This window comes from Limisphaera ngatamarikiensis (genome assembly GCF_011044775.1).
GTDB classification, from domain to species: Bacteria; Verrucomicrobiota; Verrucomicrobiia; order Limisphaerales; family Limisphaeraceae; genus Limisphaera; species Limisphaera ngatamarikiensis.
Window position 1 is genome coordinate 1 of sequence record NZ_JAAKYA010000071.1, and the last position, 15,909, is coordinate 15,909.

Sequence of the window (15,909 nt, forward strand, 5' to 3'; positions counted from 1 at the left end):
GACCTTGGCCCGGTCATGCAGGCAATGCTGGGTCAAAGCGGGATGGCCAAAGCCAGAGATTTGGCGTCCGCGCGTCATGGCCTTCCGTACTGTGACTGCCGGAGGCAATAACGTCAACAAAAATCCCTTGGGCGTTTCGGTTTGCTTCGTTGGCAGGGGACCTGGGCTGGCGGCACTTTGAGCTGGCGACTCTGACCGGACGAGGACAAGCGGTGTTCGTTTTCCGATCGGGGCAATCTGAGCGAGAAAGATTGTTACCCGGGCGGAGAGGACGCCTTTGTCGAAACGGGTCGTTGCGCCAAAAGTAACTGTTACCCGCCATCAACACCGAAATGAGCCAACAAACCAAACGCGAAGTGCTGGCCAAACTGCGGCGTGCCCACGCCCGGGCCGGCAGCCTCTACAAACGTCAACTGCTCGACCCAGCGGTCAGCTTGTTGGGCCACCACCGCAAGGCCGCCAGCGGTCACCCCGCTGATCAACGCCGTGTGCGCCGGCGCGCCGGGGCACCTGATCCACCACTGCCTGCCGACCCTCAAGCTGGAGCCGAAGCGACGACGGGGGCGGCGCAGACGCCCAATGCGCGGGTGCTGGCGGCGGCGGAAGTCAGCCCGCAAGCCAGGGCCCCCCTTGCAAGCCCTGCATGCCACGCTCAACCCCTTCCAACTGGCTCGGGACATGGAGCCGCAGAAGAGGGCGATCGAAGCCCGGCGACATGGAGCGGCTTGAAGGCGCGGGAAACTGGGATCAAAAAAACTGCGCCGACAGCGGGAGCAAAGCCGGGCCGAGCGCCCGCGAGCGTTGGCTTCCTTGGTTTCCAATGTGGGGATCAACAGGGTAACAGCTATTTTGGCGCAACGGGCTTCCCGCCCGCCCCGCGCCGGGTAAAAGTTACTTTTTGGCGCACAAGGGCCCTCGAGCCCCCAAACAACCGGGAAGCCCCCGCCCAAAACGGGCCCTGTCCCGTGCCGGGTGACCGGACCCGCCTCACGCGCCCACATCAACGGACTTCCGGCGCATCCGTGCCGGGTTCCAGAGGCCCTGATGGTGGGGCTCAACCCGGGTCTGCCTCCCGGGTCCGAGCCTGCAGGGGCGGCGTGCGCCCATGCGGTCCGTAACGGGTCAGATTTGTTCCAGATACAGTTGCCGGTTCCGCCAGAGGTACAACGCGCCGCTCCACAACGTCAGCACCACCGCCACCCACAACAGTCCCCACGCCACCACCGGCAGCCACGGCCGGAACAACCCGGCCAAACCCTCGGGCCATTCCCGCGTGGCCAGCAACAACAGCAACGCCACCACCGCCACCATCTGGCTGGAGGTCTTGTGTTTGCCGTACCGTTCTGCCGCCAACACGAGTTGTCGCGACGCCGCCAGAAGCCGCAGTCCCGTAATCGCCAGCTCCCGCACCACCACCACAATGGCCATCCATGCATGCACCTGCACCGGCCATTGCGTATCCAGCCGACCCCGTTCCACCAGGGCAATGAACACCGCACACACCAGCACCTTGTCCACGAGCGGGTCCATCAGAACGCCAAACGCCGTGATCTGACCGCGGTCGCGGGCGATCCGGCCGTCAAAGAAATCCGTCACCGCCGCGGCGATAAACAGCACCAGCGCCGCCGTGTCCCCGAACGGCGGTCGCCCCAGCAACAACACCACCAGCAACACCGTCAGGGCCAGACGCGACGCGGTGAGCCTGTTCGCCAGATTCATCGCACCGGATGGTTCGCAACTCCGCCCCCGGGGGCAAGCCCGGAACCTGCACTTGGAGAAACCCGGGTCCAGCCTCGGGCGCGACCGTTTCAAACCCATCCCGAAGCGAGACCCGCTCCGGTCAAACCCGCCCGGAGCGACCGGTTCCACGGAAGCCCGGGGCCGTATTGAATCCGCCGCCAGGGCAGTTGACCCCGGGAGACTTCGCACCTCCACTGCCCGGTTCCCCCGCGACCCCTGAAAAAGAAAACCCCTGTCGGGTGCAGACGGCCCGCTGAGACACGCGGATAATCAGCGGCGATTCAGAAGGAATCGAACCCGACAGGGGTTACCTGGTTTCCCGCCTTCCCACCCCCGTGAGGGCGGACCAGAAAACCGAGCGAACGAACGAAACCTGAACCCAACAACACCGGCCGGATTTCAACCCGGCAAAATATTCACGCCGGCAGCGGCAAAACCTGCCCAGTATTCGCCCCTTGTGCCGGCGACAACGGCCGATCCGCAACGCCGTAGTGGAATCCGGTTTCGTCCTCGTAGCCGACTGGCGCAAAGTGAGCCGCCACCAGGCTCACCAAACACGCCAGCCCGCTCAGCCCTGCGTAGATGGTCAGGATTTCCATCACGGCTTAGGAGTCAGCACATGCGATGCCACGGGCCCGTGAAGCCGTTTTTCGCGCGTTTTCAAGGCCCAACCGCGTTCTGGTTGTCCAGTTCCGAGACAGCCTCTGTCCTGTTCCTGGACATGTCCGGACAGGTTACCCCGGGGGATCCGGTCCGGGTGCGGGATCGGCCGGGTCCGCTCGGAACGGCGGCTGCTCTGCGCAGGGTGTGTATCTCGGGTTTTACGGACTGACAGAACCGCCGTTTGAGTTGACGCCGAACCCGCGGTTCCTGTTCTTCAGCGCAAAACACCGCGAGGCGTTCAACCACCTGCTCTACGGCATCCGCGAGCGCAAGGGCTTTGTCCAGTTGACCGGCGAAGTCGGCGCGGGCAAAACCACCCTTTGCCGCGCGCTGCTGGATCAACTGAATGGTGACCACTACGCCACCGCGCTGATTCTCAATCCGGCGCTGAACGCGGATCAGCTCATGCGGGCCGTGGCCCGCGAGTTCGGCCTCGAGACGCCGCCCGGGGCGGACCGGTTGGAAGCCCTGGCTGCCCTGAACCGCCACCTGCTCGAACTGGCCGCGCAGGGCCGGGAAGCCGTCCTCATCATTGACGAGGCCCAGGACCTCACCGATGAGTTGCTCGAACAGGTGCGTCTGCTGTCCAACCTCGAGACACACGACCGGAAACTGCTGCAGATCGTGTTAATGGGCCAACCCGAACTCCGGGATCGCCTCGACCGACCTCACCTGCGCCAGTTGCGACAGCGGATCACCGTCCGTTTTCATCTCCGGCCATTGACCCGCGCCGAATTGATCCGTTACGTCCAGCATCGGTTGGCCGTATCCGGGGCCAGGGGCACGCCGTATTTCACCCTGCCCGCCCTCTGGCGCGTCTACCGTTACAGCCGCGGCATCCCGCGCCTAGTCAACGCCGTCTGCGACAAGGCCCTGCTTGCCGGTTTCGTCCACCAAACCCATCGGATCGACTTCAAGCTGGTGGGACGGGCCATCCGCGAACTTGAGGGAGACATCCGCGTATGAGTCTCATCAACGACGCCCTTCAACGCGTGCAGGCTGTCCAACGGGCCCGTGAGAACTCAGACCACCCAACCGGGGTCGACTGGCAGCCGGCTCCGGTGCCGCGGTCGGGTCCCGCTCCGTGGATCCTGCTCGCCTCGGGCATGTGCCTCGGCGCCGGCCTCATTCTGGTGGGCTTCTGGTGGCGTGAGCATGCCCGGGAACAAACCCCTGCCGCGGCGGCCACGGCCGGCGCCGCGGCGGTGATCCACGGGCTTGCACTGCAGTCCAACCCTGCGCCCGCCCTTCCCCAAACCGAGGCGTCCGGAGTGGGCGTTGTTCCGGCCCGGGCCGATAAACCGGTCGGGCTGGCCAACCCGCCAGGCCCCGTTGCAGCTGCGTCCTCGGACCGGTCGGCGGCGCCCGAAGCCCCATCCCCCACCCCCACCCCGGCCTCCCCACCCACCGGGCAGCCAGAACCATCGCCGGCGGACCCACTCACGGGGCCTGTCCCATTGGCTGTACCGGACCTGAAACTCCAGGGGCTTATCTATCACCCGGAGCGACCGGTGGCCGTGCTCAATCACAGGAGCGTGGGGCCGGGGGAAACCGTCCAGGGTTGGACGGTCGTTCGGATTGAGCCCCGCTGCGTGATTGTGACGGGGTACGGTCGCACCAACGTGTTGGAACTTCCATGAAGCGGACCGGGTCGGCACTCTGGGGCGCATGAGGTTTTTGGGTCGCCATTTGGAACGGTCGCCCGTCACCGCCCGGGCCCTGCCGTTCTTTGTGTTTTTGATTCTGACGGCGGCGCAGGACTTCTTCGGTGACGCGGGCCGGTTCTGGATTTACCTGTTCAAAACGGCCGTGGGCGCATGGCTGATTTGGGAAATGCGGCCGTTTGTGCCGGAGATGCGGTGGGCCTTCAGTTGGGAAGCCGTCGGGGTGGGCGTGTTGGTCTTTGTGCTCTGGGTTGGCCTGGATCCCTTTGTCCCAAAGAACCACCTCTTTTTCAAACCCAGCGAAGGGGGGTGGAACCCGCACGAAACCTTCGGTCAGAATTCCGCCCTGGCCTGGGTGTTCATTCTTGGGCGCATTCTGGGTTCCAGTCTTGTGGTGCCGCCCCTGGAGGAGGTCTTCTACCGGTCGTTTCTCTACCGGTGGTTCATCCGCGTCGATTTCTGGAACCTGCCATTGAACCATCGCCACGCGCTCTCGTGGGGGGTCACCTCCCTCATCTTCGGCCTTGTGCATTACGAATGGCTTGCCGGGATCCTGTGCGGGCTGCTCTACCAGTGGCTTGTACTGCGCAAGAACCGGCTGGGCGATGCCATGACCGCCCACGCCATCACCAACTTTCTCCTCGGCCTTTACATTGTGCTGCGCGGCGCCTGGACCTTCTGGTGAAGCCCGTTCACCCCGGCGCCGGCAGCACGCAACACCCGCCCCATGAGTACGTCAGCCGCGGAGAACCATGGGCAGGCAAGCAACCCCGCACCCGGCTCCGGCGGTGCGTGCCCGCCCTGTGTCCTGTACGAAGACGAGCATTTGTTGGTGGTCCATAAACCGGCCGGTTGGAACACCCACGCGCCTTCGCCCTGGGCCGGGGAGGGGATTTACGACTGGCTCCGCAACCGCGAACCGCGCTGGGCCCGGCTGGCCATCGTCCAACGCCTCGACAAAGAAACCAGTGGCATCCTGGTCTTCAGCAAGACCGAGCTGGCCAACCGGTCCCTCACCGAACAGTTCACTCAGCACAGGGTGCAAAAACGCTACGTGTTTTGGACCGACCGACCCGCCCCGCGCCGGGCCTGGACCACGCGTTCGGCGCTCGACCGGGCCGGACCCCGGCGCATCAGCCGCACCCCGACGGCGCACCCCTCCGACGCCATCACCCGCTTCGAGATGGACCCGGAACCCGTGGCGATTACCGTTCCCTGGGCCGTGGGTACTGCCTGGCCGGCCAGCCTGCGCATTTGGCAGGGCCGGGCCTGGCCTGTAACCGGCAAGACCCACCAGATCCGCACCCACGCAGCCGCCGAGGGAATCCCCATCCTCGGCGACTCCCTCTACCATGGCACGCCCTGGGCCCGCCTTTGTCTCCACGCCGAGGAATTGGAACTGGTTCACCCCGCCACAGGCCGGCCCATCCGGTTCACCGCGCCCGCTGACTTTTTGACCTGGCCCGGTCATTGGTTGCGCAAGGCCGTGATCGAACCGGATCTTACGGACGCCCACCGATGCGTCCACGGCGCCGCCGACGGTTGGCCCGGCCTTTATTTGGACCGCCTTGGCCCTTGTTTGCTCGCAACGGCGGACCGGCCCCTCACCGAACCCGCGCGGGCCTGGATCCTGCACCAATTCCCCGCACGCGCCCTGTACTACAAACCTCACCCTCGCCGGCCCGCCCATTTGCCGCCGGACCAGGTCGCGCCCGGCCCGGTCCATGGTGTCCCGGTTTCAGAACCCTTCCTGATTCGTGAGAATGGACTGCACTTTGAACTGAGTCTGCGGGAAGGGGGTTCCGTGGGACTTTTCCTGGACCAACGCGACAACCGGCGCCGGCTCCTTACCGGCTACGTCGGCCGCGGTTTCTGGCTGCGCGATCCCGCCCGTACGCCGCAGACCGGGCCGTGGACCGTTCTGAACACCTTCGCCTATACCTGCGGATTCTCCGTCGCCGCGGCCCGGGCCGGTGCCCGGGTCACCAGCGTGGACCTTTCCCGAAAGTATCTCGACTGGGGCCGACGCAACTTCCTGCACAACGGACTCGACCCCGCCGCGCACGACTTCCTTCAAGGCGATGTCCGCGATTGGTTCCGCCGCTGGCAACGCCAGGGACGCACGTTCGATCTGATCCTGCTCGATCCACCCACCTTTTCCCGCTCCAAATCGGCCGGTGTCTTTCAGGTTGAGAAGGATCTGCCAGGACTGGTGACCGCGGCCGTGACGTTGTTGCGGCCCGGCGGTGTGCTGTTCGTTTCCTCGAACAAGGAGGACTGGTCGCCGGCGGATTTCACCCGGGTCATGTTCGAATCCGTCCGGGCCGCCGGGCGGAACCTCCTCCAACACCTGTATGTTCCTCAACCGCCGGATTTCCCCATCCACCGGGACGAGCCCGGTTATCTAAAAACACTGTGGTGCAGGGTGGAGTGATGGGACGTTTCCAGCCAACGGCGGGGGATTAACGGTCGGGTAATGGCCGGACGCTCCCGGCCCGGGCGGTTTGGGTGGAGCCGGAGGCCTCGGGCACCCATGAGCCCTGCCCGAGAGAACGGTCCCTTTGCTGCGGACGCTGCTCTCCGATGCGTCAAGCGGGATACAAACGCATTGAAGGCCACGCCCCCGATCCTCGGGGAGGAAGCGGCCTTGCTGGCGAGCATGGAACCTGCTCAATTCGCGTCCGGAGGCGGGATTCGTTTCAATCCCACATCGTGCGCGATGTCGTCAAACTCCTGCCGACTGACGTTTTCCAACGTCTTTCCCTTGGCAGCGAGTTTTTCCATGATCTTCACCACCTTCTCGGTCATGGCTTCGTGCGTTTCCGCAGACCCGCCAGCCAGCAGGAAGTTCGGACCGGCCGTCAGGCGACGATGACCGTCACTGTCCAGGCCGATCCCCAGCAGCATCGCTTTGTGCGACTTTTTCGGCATGGCAGTTTCAGCATCCGCCGCAACAGGCGATTTGGCAACCCCGAAAACCACGGGTCGTACGGAGATTCGCACTCCGCCGGGCCTGCCGCGGCGGTAGCGGGCCGGGCAATCTGCTCCCATACGGACATCAGTCGGTCCAAGGGGCAATCGCTCTGAAAAGGCTACCGGAACAAGCAAGCGCAACAACCGCGGAGCCATATTCCCACCCGGGCCCGACCGGATCGGTCGGAACGCAAAACGGCGTGGGCCTTCGTGGCTGCTAACCGCTCCCCGGTTGGAGCACCCCGGGCGGTCGGCATCGGATTCCTTGTCAGAAGTCGGACACCAGTAGGGTGGGTGGTGGTTATCTGCGCGCCAGTGGGCAAGCCTGCGTATTGCCGGGTAATAGTGCAGCACCCTTGCTGCTCGTGGGCGCCAGGCGTAGGAGAGGTTTTCTGTGTGCAAAATATGCCGGTGCGGTCGCAATGGGTGGTAAAAATTTGCCGTTATGTGCAAATCTGGACTCGGGGTTCTGTGCAGGATTGCGCCGTGGAGGCCCCAAAATCACTGGCGGCCGGCTGATGCCGGCCGCCAGCGACCAAACCCAAGTTCAGAAGCGCGCGGGAGGGCGTGCACCCTCACGCAGAGGGACTTGTATGGAGGGGGTTGTGTCCCGGAGCTCGAATGTCCGGGACGGCGTGGGACATCGCAACCGATTTGTCTTGGTGCAATGTCGTTTTCACGTTTGCGGTAGGCAGCACAGCCTGTGCCAACGCCGGATGTGAATCATTTCTTTCGGAGAGCCCGCCCCGATCGGGGGCGGAAACCGTTGGTCGGTTGCCCAACGGCAGGTCGCCTGCTGTCGAGAATCGGGACAGGGTTTCGGCCCCGGCCGTAGGCCAGCACCGGGGACAGCGCTGGGGCGCCCTGAAACAGAACGGCCCGGCTCAGCGATGCGAGCCGGGCCGGTCGGAAAGGTCAGCCCCGGGGCTTCAGGCCGTGGGGACCGACGGCGGATTCTTGAAGATGTCGTGAATGCTGGGCATGGGTGGTTTGAGGGTGCGCCATGGCCCGAAGGTCATCTTCGAAGAATCCTCGTACATGAGGTCGGGTCCGTACTTGAATTCGGACTTGAGAAGGTCCTCCCACTGCACCATCCCGCCGCTGTAGGCGGCTTCACGGCCCATGATGGCGGTGAGGGTGCTGTCGGTGACGTTCTTGGTTTCGTTGAGTTCGGTGCCGTTGACGATGGCCTGGATGAGGTCCACGTGCTCCTGCACGTAGGGATTCCGCGCGTTTTCGGGTCGGATGCGGATTGGGCGTTCGCCATGCACCCGGATGGAACCGGCCGGGTTGGCGGTTCCCCTGGTACCGACGACGGCTTCGCTGACGGAACTCCAGGAACGTTTGATCTGGCCGCAGTAGCTGTGCATGCGCACGCCGTTGGCGTATTCGAATTCGACGGCAAAGTTGTCCCAGATTTCGCCGGATTTGTCGCCGAGCTGTTGGCGGGCGCCCATGCCCCAGGCGCGCACGGGGTGATCTCTCATGATCCAGTTGCACACGTCGATGTTGTGCATGTGTTGTTCGACGATGTGGTCGCCACTGAGCCAGATGTAGTGGTACCAGTTGCGGATCTGGCGTTCCAGGTCGGTCGCCCCGTGATCGCCCCGGTGCCAGATGGGGCCGCCGTTGACCCAGTAGGCGCGCAGGGCGGTAATTTCACCGATGACTCCGTCCCAGATGCGCTGGATGGTTTCAATGTAGGGGGCTTCATGACGGCGCTGCGTGCCGGCGGCGACCCTGAGCCCTTTGCGGTCGGCTTCCTCGCCCATCCTGTACATCAGATGGCAGCCGGGGACGTCCACCGCCACGGGCTTCTCCATAAAGACGTGCACGCCCCGTTCGATGCAGGCCTTGAAGTGGGTGGGCCGGAAGCCGGGCGGGGCCGCGAGGATGGCGTAGTTGACGCCGGGTTGTTCCAGGGCCTTGATGTAGGCGTCAAACCCGCTGAAACACTTTTCAGCCGGCAATCCGAATGCATCACGGCCACGCCGGGCCTGTTCCGGGAACAGGTCGGCAACCGCGACGATCCGGGCTTGCACGCCCGTGATTTTAGCAGCTTCGAGGAAATCGTTGCCGGCGCCGCCGCCGCGGCCCCCCATGCCGATGATGACGGCATTGAGGGTGGGTTTGGCCTGCGCCCGCAACACGTGCGGGAAGGAGACCGTGGCTGCGGCTGCGGCAGCAGCCAGTGAGGATTGCTTGAGGAATTCCCGGCGGCTGACGGCCGGGGTGTTGGGTTGCGACCGTTGTTCGTTCATAGTGCTTTTCTGCGGTTGATTGCCCATTGAGGCGGTTTCTATTGTTGGATGGACGGTGGAAAGGGTCGGGCACTTCATGGCCGGGCCGTGGTTTAGTCGCGTTCGGTCCCGCTGATCCAGTACTTTTTCATCTCCTCCGGCGGGGGCACCTTGAGCGGTCGCACGATGCGGAATCCGACGAACGGCGCGTCGGTCAGCCACCAGATGGATTTGGGCAGTTGCGGATCGCGCATTTTCCAGGACCGATCCGAGGGGCGTCGGGCCGCACTGCGCAACCGCCAGGCCGGATCGTCATACGAACCGCCGCGGGTGACATGCGGGTAGGGTCGGGTGGCCCGGTTCCAGGGATTGACCAGGACGTCGGTCCCGGGCGCGAGGAGTTTTTCGTAGGGTTCGTATTGGTCCAGGCACCATTCGGCCACGTTCCCATGCATGTCGTAAAGACCCCAGGGATTGGGTTTCTTGGTGCCGACCTTGTGGTAGCGGAAATCGCTGTTGTCCTCGTACCAGGCGTACTGGTCCAACAGGTTGGGGTCATCGCCGAACGACCATTGGTTGGTGGTCCCGGCGCGGCAGGCATATTCCCACTCGGCCTCGGTGGGCAGGCGATAAAAATGCCCGGTCTTGGCGCTCAGCCACTGGCAATACTTGTTGGCGGCGTGATGAGTCATGCTGATGGCCGGGTACCCGTCCTTGCCCATGCCGAAGGTCATTTCGGTATAGGGTTTGGAGGGGCGCGCGACGGCGTCGGCCAGGGGATCGGTGGGGTTTTGCACCCCGAGTTCCTGACGGAGTCGTTTCTCGTCTTCGGGGTACATGAAGAGTTCGAACTCGTTCCAGGTGACTTCGAACATCCCGATCCAGAAGGGGTCAATCTTCACGCGGTGGGCAGGGCGCTCGTCGGGCCGGCCCATGGGATCGTCATCCCGGCTGCCCATGATGAACTCGCCGCCGGGCACGGGGACCATGACGTAGCGGACCTGGGTGCCCGGGATGGTGTTGGTGTAGGGTTTCATTTCGGCTTCGGTGTGGACGTCGAGGTTGGCCATGATGGCCTGGTAAATGGCGGGGATGGTGTTGACGTCGCTATCGTCCAGGGAGGGCAGCAGGCCGGCGGGCTGGCCCTCGGTTTCGCCGGTTGCGGTGCAGAAACGGTAGCGCCAGCTGGGCTTGTCGTTGGTGGGCGCCAGCAGCAGGTAGACGCCGGTGGGAACCGGCAGCGCCCCGCTGAATCGTTCGCTTCCCGGATCGAGTTCCTTCAGGACTTTCAGAGTGTTGCCCTGGTCCAATTGCACCAGGGCGGCGTGTTCGCCTTTCCCGGACAAGATGAGCAGCTTCTGCGGCGCGGGTCCGGGCAGGGCGAAGACCTGGTCCACCGGCCGGGTCCAGTCCAGCCGGGTCTCGGCGCCGAACTGCACGGCGTACCGATCGGCATGGGTGATCGGCCGCAGGGAAAGGCCCGGTTGACCGGGTTGAAACAGGATGAGGTGGGGCAGGGGCCGGGTTTGAAGACGAGCCACCAGATAGACCGACTGCGGAGGCAGGCCGGAAAGGTTCCCGATCTGCTCCGGTTGATTGGAGTCAAACCGCCCGATGACCAGTTCGGTGGGCGGGTCGCCCATCATGCCAATGGCCACTTCGGGCAGGTCGGGGCCCAGGGCGAGCCGGTTCGGTTGGGAAGCCGGTTGCTCCAGCGTGATCTGGGCAATCGTCTTGAGCTTGCGTCCATCGTTGCGGAGCACCGTCAGAAGGTAGGGATCCGGACTGTTGTAGATGCTGCCGAGGAGGAGGTCGGCCAGCGGGGTGTTGTCCGGTCCGCCCACATCGCAGGCGAGGACCACGTTGGGGCCCATCACTTCGACGACGATTTCCCGGGGTTGGGTGCCCATTTGCGGTGAAGGCGACTCGAGCAGCACCAGCAGGTTGGCATCGGCGGAGGTGATGGCCAGCGCGTCGTAGTTGGTATGGGTAAGGCGGCCCACGGTCACCCCGGTGACACCGCGGACCCCGCTGGGCCGGTTGTCTTCGATCCAGATGTAACGGTCGGGCTCGAGCTGGTAGGCAAACCGGCATTTGCCGCTCGACTTGTCCACGATCACAAGGTCGGTGCGCCCGTCTCCGTCGAAATCGCCGGACGCGAGGAACTCCACCGGGGTTTCGTATACCCACGGGAGTTCTGCGGCCCGGCTGTTCGGGGGCGCCGCAAGGCTGAGGAGCCATGGCACAACGGCAAGCAGGCAAACAATCCCGGCGGGCAAACGATGGATGCAGCGGCTTTCCGTAACGAAGCGGCCAATCCGGTCACTCATAACCCAAATGAAAGTACCGGCGTGCTGGTAAAAGTCAGCAAAAAACCTCCGGACCAACAGGACGGCGTTCGTGCGGGTGGGCAGCTGCGGTCCGGCCACGGGGCGGACGGCCCGGTGGCGTGGTCCGCCACGGCAAACGCGCCGGGCATCTGCCGGCGACGCCTGCTCGGGTGTGTGGAACGATTCATTCATCCGCTCTTGTTTGGTTCGACGGGTCCATCAGAGGAAGCGCGGTCCGCCGACCGGCCCGGCGGTGCGAAGGGTGAATCCGCCGGCACAGCGGTGCGGGTGGGGTTCGGGCTCCACAGTCGCCGGATCAAGCTGACCAGCCCCTGAAACCAACGGCGCTGCCCGATCCACGGCAGCCGGACCAACCCGTGAGCGCGGGCAAACTCGTCCACGGCCACCGCCAGTTGACTCCGGGCGCGACGCGCCTGTACGCGAAAACCTCCCCACGCCAGCAGGGCCACCAAAAGACACATGGCCGCCGTGACCACGCCCGGAGCGCGGACCAGGCCGGCTAACACCGCGCCCACGAGAACCATGAAACCGGCGCTGAGCCAGGCACCCAATGAAGGGACCGCGTTCAGTTTGAGCAGGAACCTCCGTTTCCCCCCGGGGTACACCTCGAGCGCGGAGACAACGCGGATGAGTACCCATGGCGGCCGGGCCACTTCAAAGTCGAACGGGCACCAACCGGTGTCCGGCCGCGGCGACCAGCCGCGGGCCTGTAGCCAGGCCATCAACGACTGCAGGAGCCCGGGTCGGTCCACCGGCCGTTCGGACCACAGATCGATGCGGTCCAAACGAACGGGGCTGCGACGCAGTCCCACCGCCTCCAGGGAGTCCGCAGCTGCGGCCGTGCGAACCCGGCCCGGCAGCCGACCGCGGTACCGGGCCCGGCCGCGTGCGATGGGCTGCAACAGGTACAGCAGTGCGATCAAGGGGCGCGACCACCAGCGTGCCCGGGCCGCCGGGAGCGGCGCACGGCTGGCGGCCAGGACACAGGTGCCCAGGGATGTGGCCAGGGCCGCTGCCGCCAACCAGCGCAGGCCGGGGTAGGGGATGCCCAGCAACCCGAGAGGTAGCGTGACCAACACATGGAACTCCAGGGCGGTGGTGAGCAGCAGCCAGCCGGCCGGCGGCGGCGTGTAGAGGGTCTGGAACCAACCCGTCCCAAACGGCCCGTGATAGATGATGGGCGGCGCCAGGTGCAGCGGCGGGTAACCGGCGCCGTAGATCCGACCGCGCCAGCGGCTGCCGCCCCAGCGATTGAACTGTTCGGGATGTTTGCGGAAAAGCAGCGCCTCGGCCTCCCCATACCCGGCCTGCTGGCGAAGGTAGGCGGCCGCGGTGGATCGGCGGTAATGCCACACCACGGCGGCGGGAGCGTACACGAGGGTGTGACCGGCCTGTAACAGGCGCCAGCAGATGTCCACGTCGTCGCCGGCCTTGCGAAACACGGGATCGAAACCGCCCACGGATTCGAGGGCCCACTTGTAGAAGGCCATGTTGCAGCCGGGGATGTGCTCGGCGAGCCGGTCGGTGAGAAGGACCGCGGCCGGGCCGCCGGGGGAGGCCATGACAGCAGCGGCCAGCGGGGAATCATCGGGCGGCAGCAGGTTCGGTCCGCCCACGCCCACGGCCTCGCTCTCCAACAGGGCGGACACCAGATGGTAAAGCCAGTCTTCGTCGGCGCGACAATCGGCGTCGGTGAAGGCCACGATTTCGCCGGTGGCGGCAGCGATCCCGGTGTTGCGGGCGGCGGAGAGGCCAAGGTTTTGTTCATGCCGCAGCAGCCGCACCGCTGGAAAGCGCGCGGCAATGGCCGGTGTGTCGTCGGTGGAGCCGTCGTCCACGAGGATGACCTCGTAGTCCGGGTACCGGAGTTGCTGGAGGGATTCCAGGCAGTCCGGCAGGGTGCGCCCGCCATTGTAGCCGGCCACGACCACGGAGACCCGCGGGTATCGCGGCAGGGGGAACCTGGGGGCGCGATGGAACTGCCGTTGGACCGTGTGCCAGGCGGGCTTGGGCGTCCGATCCGCGGTGGTCAGCCCCATGGCCCAGTCCAGCACGGGCGCACCGCCGCGGTGCCAGTCATCGGTGAAACTGAAGATGGTGATGCCGGCCAGCCCGGCGCGAAACGCCTCTTCGATTTGCCACTCCAGCAGTTCGGCCTGCCGTTGCGGGCCTTCCCGCAGGGCGTCCACGCCGCACTCGGCCAGCACCAGCGGACGGTCCTCGGCCAGGATCTGGAGCCGGGCCAGGTAATTGCGGAAGGCGCGCCGGTCGTGGAGATACACGTTGAAGGCGACAAAATCGAGGTTCCGGGGCTGCAGATATTCGGTGGGCGGGAAGTTGGCATAGCTGCAGAGCGCCTGCGGGTCCACGTCCTTCACCGTCTCCACCAATTCCTCCAGAAACCGGCGCACGCGGGCGGGGCCGATCCATCGCACAATGTCCGGCGGAATTTCGTTGGCGATGTTCCAGGCAAAGATGGCGGGGTGACCGGCCAGGGGCCGGACGGTCTCCCGCAATTGGCGCCGGATGGCTGCCCGTGTCTCGCGCGTGTCAAAGCAGAGGTGGTGAGGCCACACCAGGTCCACCCACAGCGCCAGGCCAAACTCGCCGGCAAGGTCGGGCAACCACTCGGGCGGCGGTGTGTAAAGCCGGACCACATTGGCGCCCAGCGCGGTGATCTGGTGCAGGTCCCGGGCGGTGACATCGCGGGAGGCAAAAGGCCGACCCTCCTCGTCCGGGGCCAGCGGACCGTAGGTGACGCCGCGAACGAAAAACTTCTCGCGCCCCTTCCGGAAGAACTTTCCGTCCGGTCGAATCCGCGCGGTGCTGGCATTGGCGCTGTTCATGCTCCTGCTTGGACGCATCCCGCAATGCGTCTCGTCAACGGAACTCGGGATAACAAGCCGGCCCGGCCCACGGCAAGCAAGGGGAAGCCGGCTTCCAGGGAATCTCCACGGGCCATGACCCGGTCCCGACGGATCCGGCCAACAGCCGTACCGTCCGGATCGGGCGACGCCGGAGGATGATGAGGTCGGATGGGGCCGCCGAGGGGCGGACGCGGCGCGGCGGTACGGGGCGCAGCCCCGCCGGGTACGGCGGTTTTTGCATTGACCGGGCGGAACCGCTTGGGGCCAGTTGAAGGGGCATGGCGTTGCCGTATCGCATCTCCACGTTGTTGTACTGTTTCAATGACCGGGACGAGTTGTTGCTGATGGAACGGACGCGCGAGCCGAACCGCGGTTTGTGGAGCCCGTGCGGAGGGAAACTGCGGACGGAGATCGGTGAATCTCCCTATGCCTGCGCGTGCCGGGAGGCATGGGAGGAACTGGGTCTGCGGCTGAAGCCCTCGGACCTGCACCTGACCGGCCTCGTCAGTGAGCACGGTTACCAGGGCACCGCCCACTGGCTGATGTTTTTATTCGAGGTGAAACCGCGCGTGAACCGCCTGCCGCCGCCGCATGAAGAGGGTCGGTTTGCCTTTTTCACGTGGGAGGACCTGCTGCGCTTGCCGCTGCCGGAGACGGACCGGCAGAGCATCTGGCCGTGGTTTCGCCAGCACCGTGGCGGATTTTTTGCCGCCCATTGTCATTGCCACCCGGACGGCCGGAACGAATGGGTGCTGGAAGAGTCCCGCCCCGCGGCGGGACCCGGGGCGACGCCCGCAGCGGACGAATGCCGGGGGACCTCGCGTCATGAGTGAACCGATCCTGGACCTGCAGAGCGATGACTGGTTCATGGGCGAGGCGCTGCGGATGGCGCGCCGCGCGCTGGCCGCCGACGAAGTGCCCGTCGGAGCCGTGGTGGTGCGTCAGGGGCGGGTCATCGCACGGGCGCACAACCAGGTGGAGCTTTTACGGGATGCCACGGCGCACGCCGAAATGCTGGCCCTGACCCAGGCAGCAGCTGCGGTGGGCGATTGGCGCCTGTCCGATTGCACCCTCTACGTGACCAAGGAACCGTGTCCGATGTGTGCAGGGGCCATCGTGCATGCGCGGGTGGCCCGGGTGGTGTTTGGAGCTCCGGACAACAAGGCGGGAGCGGCCGGCAGCGTGCTGAATCTCCTGCAATTCCCCACATTCAATCACCGTTGCGCCGTGACCGGCGGGGTGCGGTTGGATGAGTGTCGTGCCCTGCTCCAGGACTTCTTCCGACAAAAACGGCGCGAGGCCAGGGGCGGCAGTCCGGGCGCCCCGATTGAGGAAGACGGGAACGGCCGGCCACCATCGGATGTCAGCCCCAACGGTTAGCCCGACCGCCCCCGCGAGCAGTTGACGGCCC

12 protein-coding genes are annotated in these 15,909 nt (G+C 65.4%); 6 read left to right on the plus strand and 6 right to left on the minus strand.

Translation table 11 applies throughout. The features are described from left to right. Positions 1-1,122: 1,122 nt before the first annotated feature. Together pgsA and G4L39_RS10060 are read right to left on the minus strand one after the other, a co-directional pair. Positions 1,123-1,719, minus strand: a complete 597-nt coding sequence (gene pgsA / locus G4L39_RS10055) for a CDP-diacylglycerol--glycerol-3-phosphate 3-phosphatidyltransferase (RefSeq protein ID WP_165107934.1) — start codon at positions 1,717-1,719, stop codon at positions 1,123-1,125. Positions 1,720-2,156: 437 nt separating this feature from the next. After that, on the minus strand, positions 2,157-2,339 hold the full coding sequence (locus tag G4L39_RS10060) for a hypothetical protein (protein ID WP_165107935.1): 183 nt from the start codon (positions 2,337-2,339) through the stop codon (positions 2,157-2,159). Positions 2,340-2,547: 208 nt separating this feature from the next. Between G4L39_RS10060 and G4L39_RS10065 the strand changes: the two genes are divergently transcribed. The 4 genes from G4L39_RS10065 to G4L39_RS10080 are packed head-to-tail and all read left to right on the plus strand — an operon-like array spanning position 2,548 to position 6,501. Continuing rightward, on the plus strand, positions 2,548-3,369 hold the full coding sequence (locus G4L39_RS10065) for an AAA family ATPase (protein ID WP_165107936.1): 822 nt from the start codon (positions 2,548-2,550) through the stop codon (positions 3,367-3,369). Further along, positions 3,366-4,043, plus strand: a complete 678-nt coding sequence (locus tag G4L39_RS10070; RefSeq protein WP_165107937.1) for a general secretion pathway protein GspB — start codon at positions 3,366-3,368, stop codon at positions 4,041-4,043. The genes G4L39_RS10065 and G4L39_RS10070 overlap by 4 nt, the downstream gene beginning before the upstream one ends. 28 nt (positions 4,044-4,071) lie before the next feature. Then, positions 4,072-4,752: a CAAX prenyl protease-related protein gene (locus tag G4L39_RS10075; RefSeq protein WP_165107938.1), complete on the plus strand. Its 681-nt coding sequence runs from the start codon at positions 4,072-4,074 to the stop codon at positions 4,750-4,752. A 42-nt stretch (positions 4,753-4,794) separates the two neighbouring features. Then, complete coding sequence (locus tag G4L39_RS10080) at positions 4,795-6,501, plus strand: RluA/RlmK domain-containing protein (RefSeq protein ID WP_165107939.1); 1,707 nt, start codon at positions 4,795-4,797, stop codon at positions 6,499-6,501. 236 nt (positions 6,502-6,737) lie between these two features. Here G4L39_RS10080 and G4L39_RS10085 read toward each other — a convergent pair whose 3' ends face one another. From G4L39_RS10085 to G4L39_RS10100, 4 genes are all read right to left on the minus strand, one after another. Then, entirely contained in the window at positions 6,738-6,998 is a 261-nt protein-coding gene (locus G4L39_RS10085) for a hypothetical protein (protein ID WP_165107940.1), read from the minus strand. A gap of 971 nt (positions 6,999-7,969) precedes the next feature. Further along, the gene (locus G4L39_RS10090; protein ID WP_165107941.1) at positions 7,970-9,301 is read right to left on the minus strand and encodes a Gfo/Idh/MocA family protein; all 1,332 of its coding nucleotides are present in this window, start codon (positions 9,299-9,301) and stop codon (positions 7,970-7,972) included. A 92-nt stretch (positions 9,302-9,393) separates the two neighbouring features. Further along, positions 9,394-11,610, minus strand: a complete 2,217-nt coding sequence (locus G4L39_RS14675) for an SUMF1/EgtB/PvdO family nonheme iron enzyme (protein WP_205880937.1) — start codon at positions 11,608-11,610, stop codon at positions 9,394-9,396. 188 nt (positions 11,611-11,798) lie between these two features. Continuing rightward, on the minus strand, positions 11,799-14,477 hold the full coding sequence (locus G4L39_RS10100; protein ID WP_165107942.1) for a glycosyltransferase: 2,679 nt from the start codon (positions 14,475-14,477) through the stop codon (positions 11,799-11,801). Positions 14,478-14,776: 299 nt separating this feature from the next. Here G4L39_RS10100 and G4L39_RS10105 point away from each other — a divergent pair, with 299 nt between their 5' ends. Both G4L39_RS10105 and tadA read left to right on the plus strand, forming a co-directional pair. Further along, a complete protein-coding gene (locus G4L39_RS10105; protein ID WP_165107944.1) occupies positions 14,777-15,331 on the plus strand; it encodes an NUDIX hydrolase in 555 nt (184 codons plus the stop codon). After that, a complete protein-coding gene (tadA, locus tag G4L39_RS10110; RefSeq protein ID WP_165107946.1) occupies positions 15,324-15,878 on the plus strand; it encodes a tRNA adenosine(34) deaminase TadA in 555 nt (184 codons plus the stop codon). The genes G4L39_RS10105 and tadA overlap by 8 nt, the downstream gene beginning before the upstream one ends. Positions 15,879-15,909 lie beyond the last annotated feature (31 nt).